Source organism: Aneurinibacillus tyrosinisolvens (genome assembly GCF_001015055.1).
GTDB lineage: Bacteria > Bacillota > Bacilli > Aneurinibacillales > Aneurinibacillaceae > Aneurinibacillus_A > Aneurinibacillus_A tyrosinisolvens.
This window is the reverse complement of record NZ_BBWZ01000015.1, coordinates 1-20,934: the sequence shown is the minus strand read 5'-3', so window position 1 is coordinate 20,934 and position 20,934 is coordinate 1. Positions and strand designations below refer to the sequence as shown.

General features: G+C 46.7%; 22 protein-coding genes, 12 tRNA genes and 1 pseudogene. 12 read left to right on the top strand and 23 right to left on the bottom strand.

The features are described 5' to 3' along the window. Positions 1–38: 38 nt before the first annotated feature. Positions 39–1,130 carry a bifunctional 3-deoxy-7-phosphoheptulonate synthase/chorismate mutase gene (locus tag MBEAL2_RS14640; RefSeq protein ID WP_047153022.1) on the bottom strand — a complete coding sequence of 364 codons (1,092 nt, stop codon included), beginning with the start codon at positions 1,128–1,130 and terminating at the stop codon, positions 39–41. Positions 1,131–1,315: 185 nt separating this feature from the next. Between MBEAL2_RS14640 and MBEAL2_RS14635 the strand changes: the two genes are divergently transcribed. Continuing rightward, positions 1,316–3,472 (top strand): cell division protein FtsA, encoded by a 2,157-nt coding sequence (locus MBEAL2_RS14635; protein ID WP_047153021.1) that lies wholly within the window; start codon positions 1,316–1,318, stop codon positions 3,470–3,472. Between the two features lie 51 nt (positions 3,473–3,523). Here MBEAL2_RS14635 and ytxJ read toward each other — a convergent pair whose 3' ends face one another. Next, complete coding sequence (gene ytxJ / locus MBEAL2_RS14630) at positions 3,524–3,844, bottom strand: bacillithiol system redox-active protein YtxJ (RefSeq protein ID WP_047153020.1); 321 nt, start codon at positions 3,842–3,844, stop codon at positions 3,524–3,526. A gap of 234 nt (positions 3,845–4,078) precedes the next feature. Here ytxJ and MBEAL2_RS14625 point away from each other — a divergent pair, with 234 nt between their 5' ends. Beyond that, positions 4,079–5,158 carry an isocitrate/isopropylmalate family dehydrogenase gene (locus tag MBEAL2_RS14625; protein ID WP_047153019.1) on the top strand — a complete coding sequence of 360 codons (1,080 nt, stop codon included), beginning with the start codon at positions 4,079–4,081 and terminating at the stop codon, positions 5,156–5,158. Between the two features lie 323 nt (positions 5,159–5,481). Here the strand turns inward: MBEAL2_RS14625 and MBEAL2_RS14620 are convergent, their stop codons facing one another. Beyond that, positions 5,482–5,856: a hypothetical protein gene (locus MBEAL2_RS14620; RefSeq protein WP_047153018.1), complete on the bottom strand. Its 375-nt coding sequence runs from the start codon at positions 5,854–5,856 to the stop codon at positions 5,482–5,484. Between the two features lie 73 nt (positions 5,857–5,929). Then, positions 5,930–6,139 carry a hypothetical protein gene (locus MBEAL2_RS14615; RefSeq protein ID WP_047153017.1) on the bottom strand — a complete coding sequence of 70 codons (210 nt, stop codon included), beginning with the start codon at positions 6,137–6,139 and terminating at the stop codon, positions 5,930–5,932. 168 nt (positions 6,140–6,307) lie between these two features. On the opposite strand from MBEAL2_RS14615, the gene MBEAL2_RS14610 reads away from it, so the two are divergent. Further along, the gene (locus MBEAL2_RS14610) at positions 6,308–7,021 is read left to right on the top strand and encodes a S1C family serine protease (protein ID WP_047153016.1); all 714 of its coding nucleotides are present in this window, start codon (positions 6,308–6,310) and stop codon (positions 7,019–7,021) included. A 7-nt stretch (positions 7,022–7,028) separates the two neighbouring features. On the opposite strand, the gene MBEAL2_RS14605 is transcribed toward MBEAL2_RS14610, so the two are convergent. Further along, complete coding sequence (locus tag MBEAL2_RS14605) at positions 7,029–8,600, bottom strand: peptide chain release factor 3 (RefSeq protein WP_236692863.1); 1,572 nt, start codon at positions 8,598–8,600, stop codon at positions 7,029–7,031. Positions 8,601–8,753: 153 nt separating this feature from the next. Continuing rightward, positions 8,754–9,326: a YhcN/YlaJ family sporulation lipoprotein gene (locus MBEAL2_RS14600; protein ID WP_047153014.1), complete on the bottom strand. Its 573-nt coding sequence runs from the start codon at positions 9,324–9,326 to the stop codon at positions 8,754–8,756. Between the two features lie 165 nt (positions 9,327–9,491). Between MBEAL2_RS14600 and MBEAL2_RS14595 the strand changes: the two genes are divergently transcribed. From MBEAL2_RS14595 to MBEAL2_RS14585, 3 genes are read left to right on the top strand one after another with little or no spacing between them, the layout of a single operon-like run. Further along, complete coding sequence (locus tag MBEAL2_RS14595) at positions 9,492–9,728, top strand: spore coat associated protein CotJA (protein ID WP_047153013.1); 237 nt, start codon at positions 9,492–9,494, stop codon at positions 9,726–9,728. Next, positions 9,725–9,988, top strand: coding sequence for a spore coat protein CotJB (locus MBEAL2_RS14590; protein WP_047153012.1), 264 nt, complete (start codon positions 9,725–9,727; stop codon positions 9,986–9,988). Before MBEAL2_RS14595 ends, MBEAL2_RS14590 begins: the two co-directional genes overlap by 4 nt. Positions 9,989–10,026: 38 nt before the next feature. Continuing rightward, the gene (locus MBEAL2_RS14585) at positions 10,027–10,596 is read left to right on the top strand and encodes a manganese catalase family protein (RefSeq protein WP_047153011.1); all 570 of its coding nucleotides are present in this window, start codon (positions 10,027–10,029) and stop codon (positions 10,594–10,596) included. A 50-nt stretch (positions 10,597–10,646) separates the two neighbouring features. Here MBEAL2_RS14585 and MBEAL2_RS14580 read toward each other — a convergent pair whose 3' ends face one another. Together MBEAL2_RS14580 and MBEAL2_RS14575 are read right to left on the bottom strand one after the other, a co-directional pair. After that, positions 10,647–11,222: a nitroreductase family protein gene (locus tag MBEAL2_RS14580; RefSeq protein ID WP_047153010.1), complete on the bottom strand. Its 576-nt coding sequence runs from the start codon at positions 11,220–11,222 to the stop codon at positions 10,647–10,649. Positions 11,223–11,236: 14 nt separating this feature from the next. Further along, positions 11,237–12,355 (bottom strand): alpha/beta fold hydrolase, encoded by a 1,119-nt coding sequence (locus MBEAL2_RS14575; protein WP_047153070.1) that lies wholly within the window; start codon positions 12,353–12,355, stop codon positions 11,237–11,239. Positions 12,356–12,595: 240 nt separating this feature from the next. Here MBEAL2_RS14575 and recU point away from each other — a divergent pair. Next, a pseudogene (gene recU, locus MBEAL2_RS14570) lies at positions 12,596–13,123 on the top strand (Holliday junction resolvase RecU); the annotation flags it as partial. Positions 13,124–13,127: 4 nt separating this feature from the next. Here recU and MBEAL2_RS14565 read toward each other — a convergent pair. Together MBEAL2_RS14565 and comX are read right to left on the bottom strand one after the other, a co-directional pair. After that, the gene (locus tag MBEAL2_RS14565) at positions 13,128–15,470 is read right to left on the bottom strand and encodes a sensor histidine kinase (RefSeq protein ID WP_047153009.1); all 2,343 of its coding nucleotides are present in this window, start codon (positions 15,468–15,470) and stop codon (positions 13,128–13,130) included. A gap of 58 nt (positions 15,471–15,528) precedes the next feature. Continuing rightward, entirely contained in the window at positions 15,529–15,702 is a 174-nt protein-coding gene (gene comX / locus MBEAL2_RS14560) for a competence pheromone ComX (protein ID WP_173427720.1), read from the bottom strand. A 163-nt stretch (positions 15,703–15,865) separates the two neighbouring features. On the opposite strand from comX, the gene MBEAL2_RS14555 reads away from it, so the two are divergent. The 5 genes from MBEAL2_RS14555 (at position 15,866) to MBEAL2_RS31805 (ending at position 18,528) form a co-directional block, all read left to right on the top strand. Next, complete coding sequence (locus tag MBEAL2_RS14555; protein ID WP_236692861.1) at positions 15,866–16,279, top strand: DUF309 domain-containing protein; 414 nt, start codon at positions 15,866–15,868, stop codon at positions 16,277–16,279. 12 nt (positions 16,280–16,291) lie between these two features. Next, positions 16,292–16,591 carry a hypothetical protein gene (locus MBEAL2_RS14550; RefSeq protein ID WP_047153008.1) on the top strand — a complete coding sequence of 100 codons (300 nt, stop codon included), beginning with the start codon at positions 16,292–16,294 and terminating at the stop codon, positions 16,589–16,591. 20 nt (positions 16,592–16,611) lie between these two features. Then, positions 16,612–17,634 carry an NADPH-dependent curcumin/dihydrocurcumin reductase gene (gene curA, locus MBEAL2_RS14545; protein WP_047153007.1) on the top strand — a complete coding sequence of 341 codons (1,023 nt, stop codon included), beginning with the start codon at positions 16,612–16,614 and terminating at the stop codon, positions 17,632–17,634. A gap of 187 nt (positions 17,635–17,821) precedes the next feature. Continuing rightward, a complete protein-coding gene (locus MBEAL2_RS14540) occupies positions 17,822–18,229 on the top strand; it encodes a KGG domain-containing protein (RefSeq protein WP_047153006.1) in 408 nt (135 codons plus the stop codon). Between the two features lie 122 nt (positions 18,230–18,351). Further along, positions 18,352–18,528, top strand: a complete 177-nt coding sequence (locus MBEAL2_RS31805; protein ID WP_161798213.1) for a YwzD family small protein — start codon at positions 18,352–18,354, stop codon at positions 18,526–18,528. Positions 18,529–18,533: 5 nt separating this feature from the next. Here the strand turns inward: MBEAL2_RS31805 and MBEAL2_RS14535 are convergent, their stop codons facing one another. The 13 genes from MBEAL2_RS14535 to MBEAL2_RS14475 form a co-directional block, all read right to left on the bottom strand. Next, positions 18,534–19,418: a GNAT family N-acetyltransferase gene (locus MBEAL2_RS14535; protein ID WP_047153005.1), complete on the bottom strand. Its 885-nt coding sequence runs from the start codon at positions 19,416–19,418 to the stop codon at positions 18,534–18,536. A 117-nt stretch (positions 19,419–19,535) separates the two neighbouring features. Further along, positions 19,536–19,624, bottom strand: a tRNA-Leu gene (locus MBEAL2_RS14530). Positions 19,625–19,638: 14 nt separating this feature from the next. Further along, positions 19,639–19,713 (bottom strand) — tRNA-Cys (locus MBEAL2_RS14525). A gap of 156 nt (positions 19,714–19,869) precedes the next feature. Then, positions 19,870–19,955: transfer RNA gene (locus MBEAL2_RS14520), tRNA-Leu, on the bottom strand. 31 nt (positions 19,956–19,986) lie between these two features. Beyond that, a tRNA-Ile gene (locus MBEAL2_RS14515) sits at positions 19,987–20,059 on the bottom strand. A gap of 4 nt (positions 20,060–20,063) precedes the next feature. After that, positions 20,064–20,139, bottom strand: a tRNA-His gene (locus tag MBEAL2_RS14510). 17 nt (positions 20,140–20,156) lie between these two features. Next, positions 20,157–20,245 (bottom strand) — tRNA-Ser (locus MBEAL2_RS14505). A 26-nt stretch (positions 20,246–20,271) separates the two neighbouring features. Continuing rightward, a tRNA-Trp gene (locus MBEAL2_RS14500) sits at positions 20,272–20,345 on the bottom strand. 37 nt (positions 20,346–20,382) lie between these two features. After that, positions 20,383–20,458, bottom strand: a tRNA-Met gene (locus MBEAL2_RS14495). Between the two features lie 16 nt (positions 20,459–20,474). After that, a tRNA-Met gene (locus tag MBEAL2_RS14490) sits at positions 20,475–20,551 on the bottom strand. Positions 20,552–20,560: 9 nt separating this feature from the next. Beyond that, positions 20,561–20,637: transfer RNA gene (locus MBEAL2_RS14485), tRNA-Pro, on the bottom strand. A 20-nt stretch (positions 20,638–20,657) separates the two neighbouring features. After that, positions 20,658–20,742, bottom strand: a tRNA-Leu gene (locus MBEAL2_RS14480). Between the two features lie 7 nt (positions 20,743–20,749). Beyond that, a tRNA-Arg gene (locus MBEAL2_RS14475) sits at positions 20,750–20,826 on the bottom strand. Positions 20,827–20,934: the final 108 nt, after the last annotated feature.

The window sequence follows — 20,934 nt, the reverse complement described above, 5'->3', positions numbered from 1 at the left end:
CAAAAAGTAATTTTAGGACGCCCTCTCTGTCATTCTGTTTATAATACAGGTGCACTTTCCTTGTATAAGCCTGACTCCCGAAGTTTAGCAACAAACTCATGGAACTGTGGAATCGTAATTTGCTGCTTCGCATCAGATAAAGCAACGTCCGGATCCGGATGCACTTCGATCATTACGCCATCCGCGCCTACAGCAAGCGCCGCTTTCGCGGTTGGCAGCAGAATATCGCGGCGGCCGGTGGAATGGGTAACATCCACAAACACAGGCAGATGCGTTTCCTTCTTCAAAATCGGAACCGCAGAAATATCAAGCGTATTGCGCGTTGCTTTCTCGTACGTTCTGATTCCGCGCTCGCAGAGCATGACATTTGAATTACCGCCGGATACGATGTATTCGGCTGCATGAATGAATTCATCAATGGTTGCAGACAGACCGCGCTTAAGCAGCACCGGTGTTTTCACACGCCCGGCCGCTTTTAGCAGCTCGAAATTCTGCATGTTGCGGGCACCGATCTGGATAACATCGACATATTCGGTTGCCATTTCAATATCCCCAGGCGTTACGATTTCACTCACGACTTGCAGGCCAAGTTCATCGCCTACCCGGCGGAGAATTTGCAGCCCTTCCAAACCGAGTCCCTGGAAGTCATACGGGGATGTACGAGGCTTAAACGCCCCGCCGCGAAGCAGGGTAATTCCGTTCGCTTTAAGAGCTTCCCCGACCTGGCGCACCTGCTCATAGGACTCAACAGAGCACGGTCCCGCTACAAGCAGCGGCTCTCCTCCGCCAACTTCAACCGGGCCAAGTACAACGACTGTGTCCTCCTGCTTTTTCTTCCGGCTGACAAGAAGCGTTTTGCGATTATCATCCTCCTGCAATTCGAGAGATGCACTGAAAATTTGTTTGAAAAGGTGTTGGATCGTACTATCTTCAAAAGGTCCCTCGTTGTGTTCCAGAATCAGGTTCAGCATCTGACGCTCGCGTTCCGGATCAAATCGGTTCACACCCTGCTTAAGCTTAACTTTTCCAATTTCCTGGACAAGTGCGGCCCTTTCATTGATCAACTCAAGAATCTTAAGATTTACCTCGTCTAGTTCTCTGCGTAGCTCTTCTAATGTTTCGTTGCTCATCTTCTCTCCACCTCTTCTGCTTTTTCAGATAATTTTTAAAAAATATTAAAAAGAATTATAGCTTATTCTTCGTTTTTTGTCAGCTTTTAATTTATCCCTTCCAAAAGGAATTTACATTCCCGCCGCGAATATTTACATATATCGTACAAAAGGTTAGATGTACGTTTATTGAAGGAGTTGCGGTTATGGTCGAAGAAAGAAAGGAAGCAATTTTTGCCCTTGACATTGGCACACGCAGTGTCGTCGGTTTGCTTGTTGAACCCGATGAAGCCGGTGCGTTTAAGGTTATCGGCTACGAGCGGGAGGAGCATGCGGAGCGTTCCATGCTTGACGGACAAATTCACGACGTCGTTGAAGTGGCAAAAGTCATAACCCGGGTTAAACAGCGCCTGGAAGCTAAATTAAACGTTACCCTGCAGCGTGTTGCCGTTGCAGCAGCAGGCAGGTCGCTGCATACACAGCGCGTGGAGAGCTCCCAGGATATCTCCACGACGGGGCTGGTAACGAAGAATGATATTATCGCTCTCGAACTGTCAGCGGTACAGCAGGCACAGCACGCGCTTGCACAGGAACATAATGCGAATGATTTCAGCCAGTATTACTGCGTGGGATACAGTGTGGTGAACTATTTTCTTGACGGTGAAATGATCGGAAACTTAATCGATCAACGGGGAAAGGAAGCAAAAGTGGATGTCATTGCTACGTTTCTGCCCCGTGTCGTTGTAGATTCGCTTATGGCGGCCCTCCAGCGCTCCGGGCTTGAGATGCAGGCGCTCACGCTTGAGCCGATTGCCGCCATTAACGTCCTTGTTCCGTCCACGATGCGCAGGCTCAATGTGGCGCTTGTCGACATTGGAGCCGGCACATCCGATATCGCCATCACAGGAGAAGGGACGGTCAGCGCATATGGAATGGTTCCTACAGCCGGAGACGAAATCACAGACGCACTGAGCCAGGCTTACCTGCTCGATTTTACTGTGGCGGAAGAAATGAAGCGGCAGCTTTCAGAGAAGGATGAGGTTTCTTTTCACGATATTCTCGGGATGGAACATACATACAGCCGCCAGCAAGTCGTCGAGCAAATCGCGTCCGAAATCGACCACCTGGCCTCACTTATCGGCGATCGTATTGTTGAGTTGAACGGAAAAGCACCGCAGGCGGTCATGCTTATCGGCGGCGGAAGCCTAACGCCGGATCTGCCTGCCCGGGTGGCAAGCAAGCTCGAACTTCCTTTGGCGAGGGTGGCCGTCCGCGGCGCAGATGCGATCCAGACGTTTACAGATAAAGCCTCGTTAAGCGGCCCTGAATTTGTAACGCCGCTCGGCATCGCTGTAGCCGCCCAGAAGCACCCCATTAAATACTTAACGGTTTACCTGAATGAAGAACCCTTGCGTATTTTTGACTTAAAAGAAATGTCGGTCGGCGACGTTCTCCTTTACGCGGGCATAGATATTAAAAGACTTCACGGGCGCCCCGGCCTGGCGATGACGGTACATGTTAACGGAAAGATGAAAATGATCCCAGGAAGCCATGGCAAATCGCCTCTGCTTCTTGTTAACGGAGAAGCAGCCTTGCTTGATTCCCCCGTTCAATCCGAAGATCGAATTACACTGCAGGTAGGGGAAAATGGCCAGCCGGCTGCCGCAAGGCCGGTTGAACTGCTTGAGAGCATTGACACCCTTGACATTACGATTCATGATACTCCTTATTCTTTGCCGCCCTTTATTAAAATTAACGGGGAAACGGGGGAATGGGAAACACCGCTTGCCGACCGCGATCAGATTGAAGTGCGGCTGCCGCGCACTCTGGCGGAAGCTCTGGCGGCGGCAGAACTATACCATACCGAGATGGAGCAGCGCGTCGTTCCTTTTACCGTAAATGGCAAAGGGACGAGCTGCTCCTACTCTCCCTATTCCTTTTACATCAATGGCCGCGAAGCGAAGATGGAGGACCGGGTAAACAAAAACGATGCCATTACTTATGTAAAGCCGGGTATCGCTCTGCCCTCTCTACAGGAGGTCATCCCTGTGGAGGACCGGACCGAACTGGCAACCACCGTGACATTTAACGGGCAGACGATTCGAATGCCGTCCAGCGAGCTGGAGCTTTTCGTTGATGGAAAAAAAGCAGAATGGAGCGAACCTGTCCATACGAACGCCACGATTGTAACCCGTGTTCATTTCAGAAACGACCCCGTATTCAGCGATGTATTTCGTTATGTTGAGAGCAGCCTGCACGCTCCCGAAACAGGAAAGGCCCTCATCACAACAATTAACGGCGCCCCCGCCGCCTTTACCGATCCGATCAAAACGGGGGATGCGCTCGAATTTCGATGGGAATGAGCAAAGAAAAAGAACCGCAGTTTTAATCCTGCCGGTTCTTTTTCTTACCTGCTACACGATGGCAGCTTTGAGATTGTCCTGTGTAATGTTCCAGTGGGATGCGTGCCATTCCACCTGCCCGTTTTTTACATACAGCACTTGCGGCGATTCGTGTTTGATGCCGAAACGCTCCGCAATTTCATTGGAAACAGGGCGTGCATTTTGCACGATAACGAGCGCCCACGGCTTCGTCTCCTCATCCTTCGTGTATTTCATAAATTGATTGTATGCATCAGCGCTGATTGGGCATGTATTGCTGTGCTTTAATAAAATTGCTTCCGGATTTTGTTGTAGAAATTCATTCAGCTGTTCAATGGATACGAGTTCCTGCATAGGTTATCTCTCCTTTTTGTAATGTCTCCCTCTATATTACCCGTTCCCAGCCGAACAATAAATAAAAAAACTGCACAGAAAGCCCATCGGATTTTTCGTTATTTCGCTTTTTTATGTTCGTAATTCGCAATTCCAGCCAATAACGATTGAGATATTTCACAGAATCGTGCATAATAAGTAATGCTGCGTGTCATACCTACCCAGATAAGGAAAGATTATTACGAGGTGATTAGAATGAAAAAAACAGTTGTTGTTATGCAGGGTGACCAGACCGGACAGGAGCTTCTTGAGGAATCATTACGCGTATTACAACCAGACGTAATTGGTTTTGAAATTGATTTTGAAACATATGACCTCAGCCTTGAAAACCGCAAGAAAACAGACAACGAAGTCGTGCATGAAGCTGCACGTGCAATGAAAAAGAACGGGTTCGGCTTTAAAGCCGCAACGATTACACCCGAAGAAAAAGGGACTGTAGGAAGTCCAAATGCGATTCTTCGCAAGGAAATTGATGGAAAAGTTATTGTACGTACAGGACGCCGAATTCCAGGGATTCGCCCGGTAGCGGGTGCATACGCTCCAATCTCTGTTGTACGGATGGCTGTAGGCGATGCATACGGCGCGAAAGAATGGCGCGAAGGCGAAGGCGTTAACGAAATCGCATACCGTACAGAAACAATCGACCGTAAAACATGCCGTGCAGTTGCTGAGTTTGCTTTCCGTCATGCGCAGAAAACGAACGCAAAAGTATTCGGCGGACCGAAATATACAGTAAGCCCCGTATACGAAGGTATGCTGAAGGAAGAAATGGACGCGGCAAGCAAAAAATATCCAACCGTTCGCTATGAACCGCAACTCATTGATGCTACATATGCACTCCTTCTTTCTTCCGCCGGAGATGCGATGGTGATACCGGCATTGAACCGTGACGGAGATTGCCTGAGCGACATGGTACTTCAAATGTTCGGCTCTATCGCCGGTGCTGAATCCGTCCTTCTCGGATTTGACGACGAGTTCAACACACAGGCTGTTATGGTGGAAGCACCGCACGGTACCGCTCCTGCTCTTTACGGGAAAAATGTAGCCAATCCGATGGCGATGATCCTCGCAGCGGCTTCTCTCCTCACCTATTTCCAGGATCAAAAAGCTTCTATGGCTTCACGGGCCATTTACGAGGCAACAATCGAGGCGGTAAGCGAAGGCACACGCACATCCGATCTAGGTGGAGGCACAACAACAAGCGACTTCACAGACGAGGTCATTAAAAAGGTAAGAACAAAACTTGATGTTTGGGCAACGATGCAAAGCTTCTAAACCTAAAGGGGACAACCCCTGCAGGTTTGTTTGGCGGAAATAAACAAAAACCCCTTTTACCAGCCTTGCCGGTAGAAGGGGTTTTCCTATGTGTTTACGCTCTTGGTTTTCTCTTGGATGCAATAAACATTGTTGTAATTAAAATTAATGGAATCGCCATGGACCCAATTAAACCGGCCATCGCAATTGTCTGTCCTCCCATCAGAGTTACCCCCCTACCTCAGATGATATGATTCCATTTAACCATATCCATCCATTTGCGTCTATTGCTATAGAGGGGGTGCTTTATGGAATTTCAGTGTTTTCCAGACAATTGTAAAACTTTATTCACAATTGGCTCTGAGGAGCCATTCCTGCTTGATTTCATCCATCCATATCGCATCATTTAGCGAGCGGGCGAGCAGGTATAAATCAAGCAAATCATCTATCGGCTTCTGCTCTGTTTGCTGGCTCATCCGCAGCATGACACGGGTAAAAGCGGAATGGTTCGCAAAGGAAAAAACACCTGCGCCTTCCGCTGGTACAACCTGCAGTAGAAATCGCTTTAACTCCTCTTTCACATGCTCCACGAGTTCGTTATGATCACACTCTGTGCAATTGTATACCGGAACATGGTTAATCTGGGTTTCGTTCATATACACTACTTTTCGCAAGCTTAAATACATAACATGCCCGCACTGGGCACACTTTTTCTCCATTGTCCCTTCCCCTTTCCCGCCGAACACAATCTTGTGCAATAGATCATATTCGAAGAAGGGAACGTTTAGCCCATTAATATCTTGCGTTTACCTTCTGGCACACGGGACAAATCGCTACACGCAGGGCGGTGCCTTTTTCATCCTCCACAACATACCCTTTTAAGCGGGATACGCCGGTGTCACAATATAAACATTCGGACGAAAATTCCATATCAAAATTAGCTTTCCAGGCAAAAGGTTTAAATGTTTGACCTGTTGAAATCAAGCTAATGCTCTCACTCATCGTATAACCTCCTGATTCGATATCGATATATGCCTATCCTTGACTGAATCATTCGATTGTATACGAATTGTATGAAAATAAATATGTTTCACATTGTCCTTTTTTCTACATACATTAGTAAAAAAGAAATTGAACAACTACTTATTCAATAGGAAAGGGGGAAATGAATTGAAGCGGAAACAAACGTATGCGACTCAAACATTCAGACAGCCTTCCTATATGCATCCTGCAAACTATTTTGTTTCCATTGTAGAAAAAGCGAAACCCGCCATCATCTCCATCACAACAGAGGATCACTCATCCAACCGGAAAATGTCTCAAATTCTTCATGAATTTCTTTTTCCAAATGCGCCTGCCACAGGAAAAGAAGTTCGCCGCAGCTTCGGGACCGGGTTTATTATCCACCCCAAGGGCTACATTCTTACAAGTGAGCATGTGATTCATAATGCCAAAACGATCCAGGTAAAATTGGCAAATGGAGAGACAAAGAACGCGGATATTGTATGGACGGACGCCCGGCGTGATCTTGCTCTTATCCAAATCACAGGCCGATCGAGCTATCCGGTTCTGCCCATCGGTTCTTCGAAGGAATCTCAGGTAGGGGAAATTGTCATTTCAATTGGGAATCCACTGGGGTTAGAAAACACAGTGACAACGGGGGTTATAAGCGCCAAAAACCGCCCCGTTCAAATCGCAGGAAGGAAATATGAAGACATTATCCAAACCGACGCAGCCATTAATCCTGGCAACAGCGGCGGTCCCTTGATCAATCTGAACGGGGAAGCGGTTGGCATGAACGCATTTATTATACGGGATAACCACGGACTTGGGTTTGCCATCGGCATCGACAGCATTAAACCGTTCATCCGCAAGTATTTATAACGCTGCTTTATTCGTATGATGTACTGACAAACTCAACATTCGGATTTTTCTCTTTCGCCCATCTTTCCGCAAACTCGTTTTCAAGAAGGACAACGAGCTTTCCTTCCCGGTCACGAACAAGAAGGCTTCCGCCATACTGGATTAAATTCAAATCCTGTTCTTTCTTATCCCCTTTTATCCATCTGGCAAGCTCATATCCAAGTGGCTGAATTTCTACTTCCACACCGTATTCCCCGCGAAGGCGGTGTTCGAACACTTCCAGTTGCAGCTGGCCGACCACGCCAAGGATTAAACTCTCGGCACCGGGAGCGGCCGTCGTGAAGTATTGGACAGCCCCCTCTTCTGTCAACTGCTGCATTCCTTTATGGAATTGTTTATGCTTCATCGCATCCTTTGCACGCACACGGGCAAAAATCTCCGGCGAGAAACTCGGAATGCCCGCAAAGGAAAAGCTGCTGTTTCCTTCCACAAGTGTATCGCCAATTCCAAACGTCCCCGGGTCAAACAGGCCAATAATATCTCCCGGGTAGGCATCTTCCACAATGCTGCGCTCCTGTGCTAAAAACTGCTGCGGCTGCGACAATTTAATTTTCTTTCCTGTCCGCACGTGCTGCACGGTCATCCCTCTCGTAAAGGTACCGGACACAATGCGCAGGAAAGCAATCCGATCACGGTGGGCAGGGTTCATGTTTGCCTGGATTTTAAAAACAAATCCGGAGAATTTAGTATGATCCGGCGTAATCAGCCCTTTCTCACTCATGCGGGGCGCAGGACCCGGCGCAAGGCTGAGGAAGTACTCAAGAAAAGATTGGACCCCGAAATTCGTTAAGGCACTCCCGAAAAAGACAGGGGTCAGCTGTCCTGAATCAATTTTTTCTTTATCAAATGGATCGCCGGCAATGTCGAGCAGCTCGACATCTTCCTCCAGCTTGGTGTAGAGCATATCTCCAATAATGGACCGAATCTCCCGATCCGTTTCTTCACTCTGGAAGGCCGGAACAAATTTCCGCTCCGCCTCACCCCGCTTGAACAATTCCACCTGTTGTTTTTCCCTGTCGTATACCCCATGAAAATCAGTCCCTGAACCGATCGGCCAGTTCATCGGGCAGGAGCGAATGCCCAGCACCTCTTCCAGCTCTTCAAGCAATGAAAGCGGGTCGCGGGCATCCCGGTCCATTTTGTTTATAAAGGTAAAAATCGGAATATTTCTCATCCGGCACACTTCGAACAACTTAATCGTTTGCGGCTCTACTCCTTTGGCCGCGTCAATCAGCATGACAGCACAGTCCGCCGCCGTCAGTGTCCGGTACGTATCTTCACTGAAGTCCTGGTGTCCGGGTGTATCAAGGATATTAATGGCGTAGCCATTATAAGAAAACTGCATCACACTTGATGTAACGGAAATCCCGCGCTGCTTTTCGATTTCCATCCAGTCAGACGTTGCCGATTTGGATTTCCGGCTTTTTACCATACCGGCTGTATGAATCGCTCCGCCAAAATAAAGCAGTTTCTCCGTAAGTGTCGTTTTCCCGGCATCCGGGTGGGAGATAATCGCAAAGGTTTTTCTAGGATCTGTCATATATTTAAAAACGCCTCCGTTTTCCATGATAAAAATTCGCTGTATAGGCCACATTTAACTATACCATATAGGAAAAGGAAGAAGGTAGTGAAAGCTAGGCTGTATGTAAAGGAAAAAAGAGGGCTCGTCCCGATCAGACAGGCCCTCTCTAGTTTAACGAAACGGTGCTGTAACCGTCCGGCCGATGTCGCGGATAAGCGCGCCGATGTCAGCCGTGAGGTCCCGGACAGGGTGCCCTGCCGCCATTTGCGTATTCAGCGTTCGTATGCGCTGGTGGAGGTTCCGGTCGGACGTTACATGAATGTTGTATCCCGGCTGCGATTTCCGTAAAGCCTGGTAAACCTCACGTTCTTTTACCTTTGCATCCGCGGCATTTGCGCCGTCTATCCCAATGATAACATCCTTGCCGTTCACGACCGCACTGGCGCGGCTCACGCCTTTCACACCGGTCGCTAATCTCGCCATGTGGTCTGCAACACGCTGCTCATTGTTCCTGGCCGCATGAGGACGGACACCAATCGTATTGTAACGTGCCGTGCCGGCCCCATCCGAACGGGTTCTGACTCCATCAGGCGTTGCTACTCTGTTTGTACTGTTCTGGTTGGCGCGATAATTTTGTGTGTTCGCCTTGCCATCGCCACCCGGTGCCCGGTTACATCCAACGATTGATCCTGCCATTACAACAACAAGTGAGGCAACTGCTAAGCTTTTTACAGCTTGCTTCATGCTTTGATCACCTCCACCCTTAGTATGTTCATCTTGTTTGAACACCACTTTGGAGGTTAATGGATAAGAAAGTTATACTTTCTTGTCTACTAAAAAGATGGAATTAAACCAAGCCTCCCTCCAATATTTATATGAAGAATTCAATTGGAAAGGAGATGCGACGCAATGTATACCTTCCGAAAGAAATACCATGTATACTGCAGCCCGAACAATCCGTGTCCCCCTATTGTAAAAAGAACGTATGAAACGCCGCCACAACTGTATATGGGATTCCAGCCCTATAATTTACCTCAATATCCGCCGCCTGAAGCGCTTTGTCAGGGGACACTCTGGCCTGCATTGTACGCTCCGTACGAAAGCCCTTATAGAGATAAATACAGCAAAGGAGGAAGCAAACCATGAAACAGCAGCCGGACACCGCTTATTATGACCTTCTGCTAGAAATTCAACAGGTCGAGTTCGTTGTCATTGAGCTTAATCTTTATCTGAATACTCATCCGGATGACCAGGCAGCGATTGCCCAGTACAATGACTATACACAACGGAACATGCAGTTAAAGAAAAACTTCGAAGCGATATACGGTCCACTTGCCAACTTTGGCTGCAGTTTCTCCACGACGCCGTGGACGTGGAACAGTTCACCATGGCCATGGCAGGTGTAAAAATAGCACGAAACCAAACATAGAGGAGGGGATGTTTCTTGTGGATATATGAGAAAAAGCTACAGTACCCGGTTCGTGTGAGCAAGTGCGATGTGCGAATGGCTCGATTTCTCATGGAACAATACGGCGGTGCGGACGGGGAACTGGCAGCCGCTCTTCGCTACCTGAACCAGCGTTATACTGTACCTGATAGGGTGATTGGCGTTCTGAACGATATTGGAACCGAAGAATTGGCCCACCTGGAAATGATCGCGACAATGGTCTATAAATTAACGAAAGATGCGACACCTGAAGAGCTGGAATGTGCTGGACTGGGGGATCACTATGCAGCCCATGATAAAGCCCTCTTTTACCGTGATGCCGCAGGCGTTCCTTTCTCTGCCAAATATATTCAGGCAAAGGGCGATCCGATTGCCGATTTATATGAAGATATTGCAGCAGAAGAGAAAGCCCGAGCTACGTACCAATGGCTGATCAATTTGACCGATGATACCGATTTAAAGGATAGTTTAAGCTTCCTAAGAGAACGGGAAATCGTTCATTCCCAGCGATTTAGGGAATGCGTTGAGATATTAAAAGAGGAACGGGATCGCAAGAAGGTATTTTAAAGCAAAGGGAAGGCGCCAGCAAAGACGCCTCCCCTTTTTTGCAGTTAATTTTAAGATAACCACCATTCCGTTTTTTCCTCGGCAGGCGTCCGCTTTGGCTCTTTTACCATGTCCGGTTTCCCTATATAAACGAGCCCCATAAGCCTATCCTTCTCTCCAAGGCCGAACAGCTTTTTCATTACAGGATGGTAGCTGGGCTTTCCTGTTCGCCAGATTGAACCGTATCCAAGTGAATGGGCCGCCAGCAGCATGTTCTGAATACAAGCCGCTGCAGCCGAAAATTCTTCTGACTCAATAATCCGTTCCTCCTGGGTTGGAAGGCAGGCCATCGCAATAATAAGGGGGGCGCGGAAGGCTTTTTTGTAAGCTTTCTCGTAAAGCTCTTTCCGTTCCTGTTCAGAAATTCCTTCCCCTTTCTCGATAACAGCAATTTCTCCATACGCCTTTCCAAGCCTGTTTCTGCCTTCTCCTGCCAGCACGAAGAATTTCCACGGCTGCGTATTGTGATGGCTCGGCGCCCAGTTGCCCGCTGCTATCATTTTTTCAATATGTTCGCGGGGAACAGGTTCTTGCGTAACTTTTCCAATCGATCTGCGCGCTGCAACCAGTTCAAAAAATTCTTCCATCGAATCCTCCCTTTCTATTCCGGTGCTTTGTTCAAAAAAGAAGCAAGCTTTTCAGCAAACAGGCCGGTATCAAGCACACCTGCCATGTGACCATATGGACTGCTAATTTCATAACATTCCGCTTTCCCTCCGTGCCCTGTAACTATATCAACGACCTGCCTGCTGTATTCAGGCGGAAACAACAAATCGCTCGTACACGGAATCATCAATAGTCTTGCCTTGATTCGGCCCAGCGCATCCTCTAGTGAAGAAAACCCGTGGGCGATATTATGAAGCATCGCCGCCCGTGCCGTATAAATATAATGGTTGGCATCGTACGGTACCATTCTCTGTGTGACCATATTACGGAACTGGCGTTGGAAAGAAGGCTGCTCTTCCATAGAGGTATATGGCTTACTTTCGTTCGAAATTCGGGGAAATGCTTCCTCATACCACCCGTACTGGTAAGCGGCCAGGTTCATGAGCGACAGGGCCAGCGTCAATCCGGCTTCGGGTTCGCTTCCTTCGCTGTAGCTCCCACTCTTCCACTTCGGATCGAGCGTAATGGCGTCAATGGCGGACTGTAAATACGCAAGGGAAGTAAGCACCGGGGTTTGCGCGCCGCTAATGACACAAACGCACGCTTCCAGCATGTCCGGGTAGTGGACAGCCCAATTCAGCGCCTGCATGCCCCCCGCAGAAGGCCCGATGACCGCGGCAAGGCGTGAAATGCCAAGCGACGTAACCAATTCGTATTGAATCCCCGCCATATCACGATATGTAAATTGGGGAAATGTTATTCCGTATTTCTCACCCGTCTTTGGATTTATCGTTCCCGGACCGGTTGTAATTACATGAGGATTTTTCAGCTGGATATTGCATAGCGTGTCAGAAGCAATAATAAAATAGCGGTCCGTATCCATCGTTTTTCCCGGCCCGATTAGCTGATCCCACCACCCTGATTCTTCATCAGCAGGAAAATACTTCCCCGCCGCATGGCTTGTTGCGCTGAAAAAATGGCAAACAAGAATCGCGTTGTTTTTCTCGGCATTCAGCTTTCCATACGTCTCAAAACCAATGGTTACAGAAATTGTTTCCCCGCATTCAAGCGTGTATTCCTCCAGTGAAAAAGGCTGCTTTTCTACGTTTTGCATTGTCATCCGCTCCCATTCCTCCTGACTCGTTTTCCTTCCGATTTTCTTATGGCAATTTATCCTATTTAAGAAGAACATACCACTTTTTCTTCGTTTCTGCTATGATACAGAAAGAAATGAGAGGTGTGCACAATGAGAAAAATACGCTATCCACATCCGGGAACAGGCAGCACAATCCCCTCGGGCCCTGTTATCTCTGACCGGATGAAAGCGGAGGATTTCCTGGCGGCGCTTGGTGCAAAAGGTACGGCAGCCAACCGGGGAATGAGCCTTGAAGATGAAGTAAACCAGAGCAATGAATATTACGTAGCCCACGGTATCGCGTCCGTGCATAAGAAGCCGACTCCTGTGCAAATAGTAAAGGTGGATTATCCTTCCCGTTCCGCCGCCGTTATTCGGGAGGCTTATTTCAGGCAGCCTTCAACAACGGATTATAACGGGATTTTTGAGGGACGCCATCTCGATTTTGAGGCAAAGGAAACAAGGAATAAAACCTCCCTTCCTTTAAGCAACTTTCATGAGCACCAGATCGAGCATATGCGCCTCGTCCGTAAGCATCAGGGTATCTCTTTCGCGATCATCCGTTTTACTTCCCATGATGAGACGTATGTTTTGGATGCTGAGCATATCATCGCGTTTTGGGAGGAGTCGAAACTCGGGGGCCGCAAATCGATTCCATATGCGTATGTGCAGGAACATGGATATCTTATCCCGGCCGGATACCGCCCCCGTCTGGACTATCTTGCAGTAATCAAGGAACATTACTAATACGTCATACAACTGGTTCATACATACCCGCTGCCGGAGTGACAGGTACGCAAATCGAGACCTCCAACCCTTCCCCTACTGTTGAATGGAAATGGATTTCTCCTTCAAGGCTTAAAACCCGTTCTTTGATTCCAGACAAACCCATATGCTGAAAAGAAGGCTGCAGAAGATTCAGGTCCATCCCCACACCGTTGTCCCGATAATTTAAATAAATCGACTCATCGTTACTTCCTAAGGTGATGTGAACGAGAGTCGCTTTAGAGTGTTTCGATGCATTAGTCAGAAGCTCCTGCACGATTCGATAAATCGCCAGAATGTGTTCATAATCCAAGTCCTGATTAAAATCTGCATGAAAATGAACCATATAATCAGAACGCAGCTGGGCAAAACCGGATAAATCCTCTAAAGCTTCTACCATCCCTTTTTCTTTTAAAAAAGGCGGTCTCAATTCATTGCAAGTTTCACGAATTTGGTGAATGACATCAAGAAATCCCTCTTTCACCTGATCTAACCGCTCCGTAAGACAGGAGGGGATTTCTGGATGTGATGAGATCATTTCCAGCTGGCGATACCATAGCAATTGATCCTGGAGAGCGGAATCATGTAAGTCCGAAGCGAGGCGGCGCCTTTCCTTCTCCGATAAATTGAATAGCAGACGCAAAATCCAGGGAGGGGCTGATGTTTGCTTATTTACTGACTCCTCTAACTCCTTTATCATCCCTTTAACTAGATGCAGGTTTTCATATACGATACTGGTATAATGTGCAATGGTTTTTAGCCATACTTTTTCATTCTGATTAAAATCGACTCGATTCTTTTTTTCTCCAATCCATAAAAGATAACACTTCCGTCTATGTTCACCAACCATTAAAACAATACCGTCGTCCAAATCTTTGTATTCGCCAACCGAAATCAAGCTGCTGTCCTGTTTAAACTGATTCGCAATTCTTTCATACGAAGAATCAACGGAGCCTTTCTTAATCGAGATAGAGAAATCCGTCAAATCCATGTCGAATAGGCCAACGGATTTAACAGGCAGAACTTCCCTCACTTCTGCTATTAACCGCTCTTCCAAATCAGGGATCTTCATAACCTTGGCTATATCGTAAGAAAACCGATCCAAACTCGCCTGAAAATTATATTTTTCTTTAAACAGTTTCGGGCGAAACCGAAAATCAAGCTCCTCTTTGATATAGAAAAAGCTTGTGATTCCCAGATAAACCACCATAAAGGATTGAATCCATTGAATTAGCATAACTTCTCTATCGATTAGATAAAGAAGTAGAAGGATGCCGACAGTAGGAAAAATCGATAATAAAGAATAATATCGTAAGCGATGAATAACAAAATCAATATCCAGTAAACGATTCGCTATGACAAGATAAATTAAAAAGACAGGAAGCAAAATCAAAAAAATAGCCGCCAGTGTTTCGGGAATCAATTCGATTTCCCAAAAAATTCCAGGTATAGCCACTAACCCAATAAAGGGGGAGAAGACAACGGTAAGGCCTGCTACTATTAATTTAAGAACCGGTTCATATATGGTTTTTCTGTTGCGAATATAACCGGAAAGCAAAATGTAGAGACAAATAAAAGTATTGATACAAAAAAAAGAAAGTTGAGAGATGCGAATAATAGGGAATAGTTTACCGAACTCACCTATAATGAAGACTCCATTGATAAAAATAAGCGCCCCATTCACTCCATAAAGAGCGGATAATAATTTAGAATGACAAAGGCGAATGTTCAATCGTCCATAATAATGGTATAGAAAATGCAGAAAGAGCACCGGAATAAATAAAAAGGTCATTCCATTTATAAACCGTGCTGCGGAATCACCACGTGCCGACCCCCCGGCACTTAAATAACTTAACCCTACCGCCAGTAAAAAGAGAATGAGGATGATGGCGGACTTATCCTCTCTTTTTTTCGTATACAAAAATAGAGAAAAAGCTAAAAAGACGATAAAGGCCACGGTGGGTACCAGGGTATGATAAACGAATAGCTCAGGGAACATATCCTTGGATATACGGTAAGTAAACCGTTCACCATTTCTTACCAGTTCAAAACTCTCTACATTTTCCACAATGTTGTATTTTTTAACCATTGGATGCTTACCGGGTTCACTTCCATTTACTGAGGTAACAGTTTCCCCTAGTTTAATTCCATGCTGATTAGCCCAGCTTATTTTTGTAACATGAGAAATGTGCCATTGACCTGTTTTATCCTTTTCTATAGATAATCCCACAAAAGGAACATGCAAAGTAATCCATATTAAATAAAAAGGTGTTAGCAAAGTGATAAATACAGTCATCAAAAATAAGACGTTTTTTCTCATATTACTCATATTGCTCTCCCTTCAAAAAAACAGGCCAGGATCCCCTGACCTGTAACCAATGTGCATCTTATTGCCAGTAACCCATTGTAGCCATAGTAGCATAAGAGACTGTGTTCTGAAAAACATCGAGAACCGCTTGTTGCTCCGTATCGGATAACCCTATTAGGCTAACCGTACCGGCTTTTACTTTTTCGATAACGTCTGGGTTTTGTACTAAATAATCTACGATTTGTTGCAGCATAGTCTTCATTTCTCCTTTTATAGTTATATAGTCACGTGTTAAACATATCATAAAATTGAAATTTTCGGTCCGCAAATCTTGTTGCGGTTTTCCGAAATATGGTTACGGTGATATAGTGAAAATAACTGAATACAGAGATGAAGCAAGAAAGGAAGGGATGCTCATGTATCACCGTTTGTATATTGAATACTTATATTACTTTAATATCGAGCAGGATTATTATGAATGCCATGAGGTAATGGAGGAATACTGGTTAAACGAAGGGAGAAACCGGCTGCTCCAGGCTCTTCTGCAGGTTGCCGTCGGCCTGCATCACTTCCGCAACCAGAACATAGAGGGCGCCATCAAGCTATTCGAGGCAGCGCTTGCCAAGTCAAACGAGACGTGGGAAGGCGAACTTGGAATCGATGCTGCACTCCTTTTCTCCAAAACAAAAGAGTACCTTGAAAAGCTGCATGAGCATGAAAGCACACCTTTTTCCTTCTATCCGCTGTATATATCCATCCTTGATCCGATACTTGCAGAAGCAGTCGCGGCGTGTGTACCAGAAGGAGTTGCCGAGGACGATAAATTCTAAGGAGGCGAGTCTATGGCTTTTGGAATAAAACGGGAACAGTTAACTGAGTGGAAGCAGCGGGTGGCACAGGGGGAAATCGCCTTTTTAACCCACTACTGGCTGCATCCACGCTATCCCGGAATTACTACGGTAACGAAAGCAGGGTGTTCCGATATCAAACGATTAATCGATTGGGGAAGGAAATACGGCTTACCTAAGGAATACATACATTACCGCGCCTCGTTTCCACATTTCGATTTAATCGGAGAGAAGCAAAAGGAAATTCTGTATAAAGAACAGCAGTGGGAACAAATCAAGCGTTTTCACATTTAAAAAATGGAGGAGATAAGTATATGACTGAACAGGTAAACCGCCAAATTCTGCTCGCCAGCAGGCCCCAGGGAATGCCGACAGAAGAAAACTTTCGATTCGTTGAATCTGCTATCCCCAGCCCGACGGAAGGGGAGGTTTTAGTAAAAACACTGTATCTTTCTGTTGACCCGTACATGCGCGGACGAATGAACGATGCAAAATCATACGTACCTCCCTTTGCATTAAACGAAGTCATAAGCGGTGGGATTGTCGGTGAAGTCGTACAGTCTCGAACGCCGGATTTTGCAGAAGGGGATATCGTCGTCGGAAATCTCGGATGGCAGGAGTATTCGATCGCAGACAAGAATCAGGTAAGAAAAATCGATTCTACAATTGCCCCTGTTACTACCGCTCTCGGCGTTCTTGGTATGCCGGGCCTGACCGCGTATTTCGGCCTGTTGTATATCGGACAGCCAAAAGAAGGAGAAACGGTTGTCATTTCGGGAGCAGCAGGAGCCGTCGGAATGATTGTCGGGCAGATTGCAAAAATCAAAGGGTGCCGCGTTGTGGGCATCGCCGGGTCTGACGAAAAAAACAGGTATCTCGTGGATGAGCTCGGTTTCGATGAAGCGATTAATTATAAAACAACAGACAATATGAAAGACGCACTGAAAAAGGCCTGCCCAAACGGTGTCGACGTTTACTTTGACAACGTGGGCGGAGAGATTTCAGACGCGGTTATGAAACTTCTTAATTTTAACGCGCGTATCCCCCTGTGCGGGCAGATTTCCCTATACAATCTTGAGAAGCAGGACGTTGGCCCTCGCGTTCAAACACAGCTGCTGATTAAGAGCGCAATGATGCAAGGATTCATCGTCTCCAACTATTCGGCTCACTTCAAAGAAGGAGCGACCCAGCTTGCCCAATGGGTCGTCGAAGGAAAGATTAAATACACGGAAAACATTGTCGAAGGGTTTGAAAATATTCCGAAAGCATTTCTCGGCCTGTTTTCCGGTGAAAACCTTGGCAAACAGCTGGTAAAGGTAGCTGAACGTACGCGTTAGCGCAATGCAAAAAGCCACGCCCCTTCACCGTACCTGTGGCATCTTCAAAGTTAACTTGTAAATCTATTTTTTGAATAGTAAGAAAAAAATAGATTTAGTTACATATTTTAGATTTAATGTTTACAGATGAAAATGGGGGGTAAATATATTTCATGCTACAAAATTATTACCAAAGGAGCGATGTTAAATGGCACGTAATAAAAATAACAGGCGCGATAATGATAATAAGATGAGCATGGAAGAACGTGGACGCAAGGGCGGGGAAGCAACCGCTAAGTCCCGTGGCAAGGAGTTCTATCAGGAAATTGGACGCAAAGGCGGAGAATCAACTGCTGAGTCCCACGACAAAGACTTCTACCAGGAAATCGGCCGTAAAGGCGGAGAATCCACCGCCGAGTCCCATGGCAAAGAGTTCTATGAGGAAATTGGACGCAAAGGCGGAGAAGCGACCGCTGAGAATCACGATAAAGACTTCTACCAGGAAATCGGCCGTAAAGGCGGTGAAGCCACCTCTGAATCCCATGGCAAGGAGTTCTATGAGGAAATCGGACGCAAGGGCGGAGAAGCCCGTAATAATAACAACAATCGAGACTAAGGAAGGCTTACAACCGGGAAACAAGTTGGCCAGGCAGCCCATCTTTGTCTAGATGGGCTGTTTCTTATTCATTATTATTCTATGCAATATTTAATCATTTAATAAAAGGAGCCATAAACATAATGAACCAGCACCAGAAATTAGACCAGAATGAATTACTGACTATTCTGCTTGATGCATATAAAAAAGGGCAAACTTCAAACACACTTCAGGCGGCTGACCTTATCTCCGACATTGCTGCCAAATTAAAGCCATTTGTATCTCTTCATTCTTCCGTACCTGATGAAACGTACGTGTAAGACATTTATAGGTCGCGCACCATCCACGCCTGCTCGGCATCTCTTGTAAAGCCCATTCTTTCAAGCGCTCTTGCGGCAGGAGCATTAGTAGAAGCGATGTTGACTGCTGTTTGTTTACAGGGTACTGTGCAGGAAGAAAACAGCTTATTTACGGTATACACCGCGATTTCCTCCCTGTCCTCCCTATTGTTATCCGCTTCACACTGATAAAGGGTAATACCTAACAAATTCCCGGATTCATCTACCGTTCTTTTATAAAGGGTATAACCAACCGTCTGGCCGGAACTATCCGAAACAAGAAAGGCTTCTCCTCCATCACGGAGGCTTTGCCATTGTGTTTGCCACGAAACAAAATGCTTGTAGAAAGGCAATCCGGCCGTATCAGACGGACGCCCATATGTCATTCGGTAACGGGTTGGCGTTTCATTGTAATGGACGCACTCGCCGGATTCGTTGTCCTGACGATATATTGCTAAATGATCTGCAACCTTATACCCCATACTTTTATACAGTTGAATCGCCCTGTTATTTTCACTTATTGCTTCCAGCGTTGCAATCTCCACTCCGTTCTCCTGATAGATTGCCAGTGAAGCCTGAACCATGCTCCTGGCGATCCCTAAGCCACGGAAACGGGGAATCACCACAGTTCCGCCATTCCATGCTATTTTCTTCCCCTTGTTATGCCTAATTCCATTAAGGATAAAGCCTGCCGGCTGTTCGTTTACATAGGCTACAACGGAATATTCAGGGGAAAGTCCCTCGCCCGCCATCCGCCTCACGTACATATCAACCGTCATGCTCATTGGAAAAAAATAATCGGCAAACCCTTCATTCCACAATTGGGCTGCTTCCTCAAAAGTACAGGAGGTTAATCGTTTTATCGTAAGCACATCCCTTCCTCCTCTTGCCAAATGTATTATGTACTCCTAATTTATTAGACAAAACAACAAAAAACCCTTGATGTTTTTCATCAAAGGTTATCATGTATGTATAAAAACAGTAAAATGTGGTGCCGAGGACCGGAATCGAACCGGTACGGTAGTCACCTACCGCAGGATTTTAAGTCCTGTGCGTCTGCCAGTTCCGCCACCCCGGCTTATAAAGGGCATATGGAGGAGGCACCCGGATTTGAACCGGGGAATAAAGGTTTTGCAGACCTTTGCCTTACCACTTGGCTATGCCTCCATGTATGGTGCACCCTTCGGGTACTACTGATTTCATCTGAACAAAGAAGTTCATTCGACGTAGTTCAGATGAACATTTATGGTGCATCTATCTTCGCAGATACTACTGATGTCATTCTAACAGGAAGTAATTCGACGTGGTCAGAATGACAATTAATGGTGCGGTCGGCGAGACTCGAACTCGCACGATCGAGGATCACTACCCCCTCAAGATAGCGTGTCTGCCAATTCCACCACGACCGCATAGAAAGAATATAATTTTAATGGTTGGTAATGGGCCCTACAGGACTCGAACCTGTGACCAATCGGTTATGAGCCGACCGCTCTACCAACTGAGCTAAGGGCCCTTAATGGGGCGACCGATGGGAATCGAACCCACGAGTGTCGGAGCCACAATCCGATGCGTTCACCACTTCGCCACGGCCGCCATCATGATAAGAAAACTGGCGGAGGGAGCAGGATTCGAACCCGCGTGGGCTTGCACCCTAACGGTTTTCAAGACCGCCCCGTTATGACCACTTCGGTATCCCTCCGCAAAAAAAAAGCCTATTTAGATTTATGGCAGGGGCAGTAGGAATTGAACCCACACTGGAGGTTTTGGAGACCTCAGTTCTACCTTTAAACTATGCCCCTATGTTGATTGCACCCTCGCGGGTACTCCCGATTTCATTGGTTGCGGGGGCAGGACTTGAACCTGCGACCTTCGGGTTATGAGCCCGACGAGCTGCCAACTGCTCCACCCCGCGATAATTCAATAATAAATGGTAGCGGCGGAGGGGATCGAACCCCCGACCTTACGGGTATGAACCGTACGCTCTAGCCAGCTGAGCTACACCGCCATCATAAAATGGTCGGGAAGACAGGATTTGAACCTGCGACCCCCTGGTCCCAAACCAGGTGCTCTACCAAGCTGAGCCACTTCCCGTTAATAAAGGCAAATATGAATGGTACCGATGGTCGGGGTCGAACCGACACTCCAGAAGGAACACGATTTTGAGTCGTGCGCGTCTGCCAATTCCGCCACATCGGCACAAAAATGGCGTGCCCGGAGAGACTCGAACTCCCAACCTTCTGATTCGTAGTCAGACACTCTATCCGATTGAGCTACGGGCACGTGTTTGTTATTCATAATTTTCTTGAGATCCCTGCAAAAACAGTGGAGCATCTGTCTTGCGCAGATACTACTGATTTCATCTGAACAAAGAAGCACAGTCGACGTAGC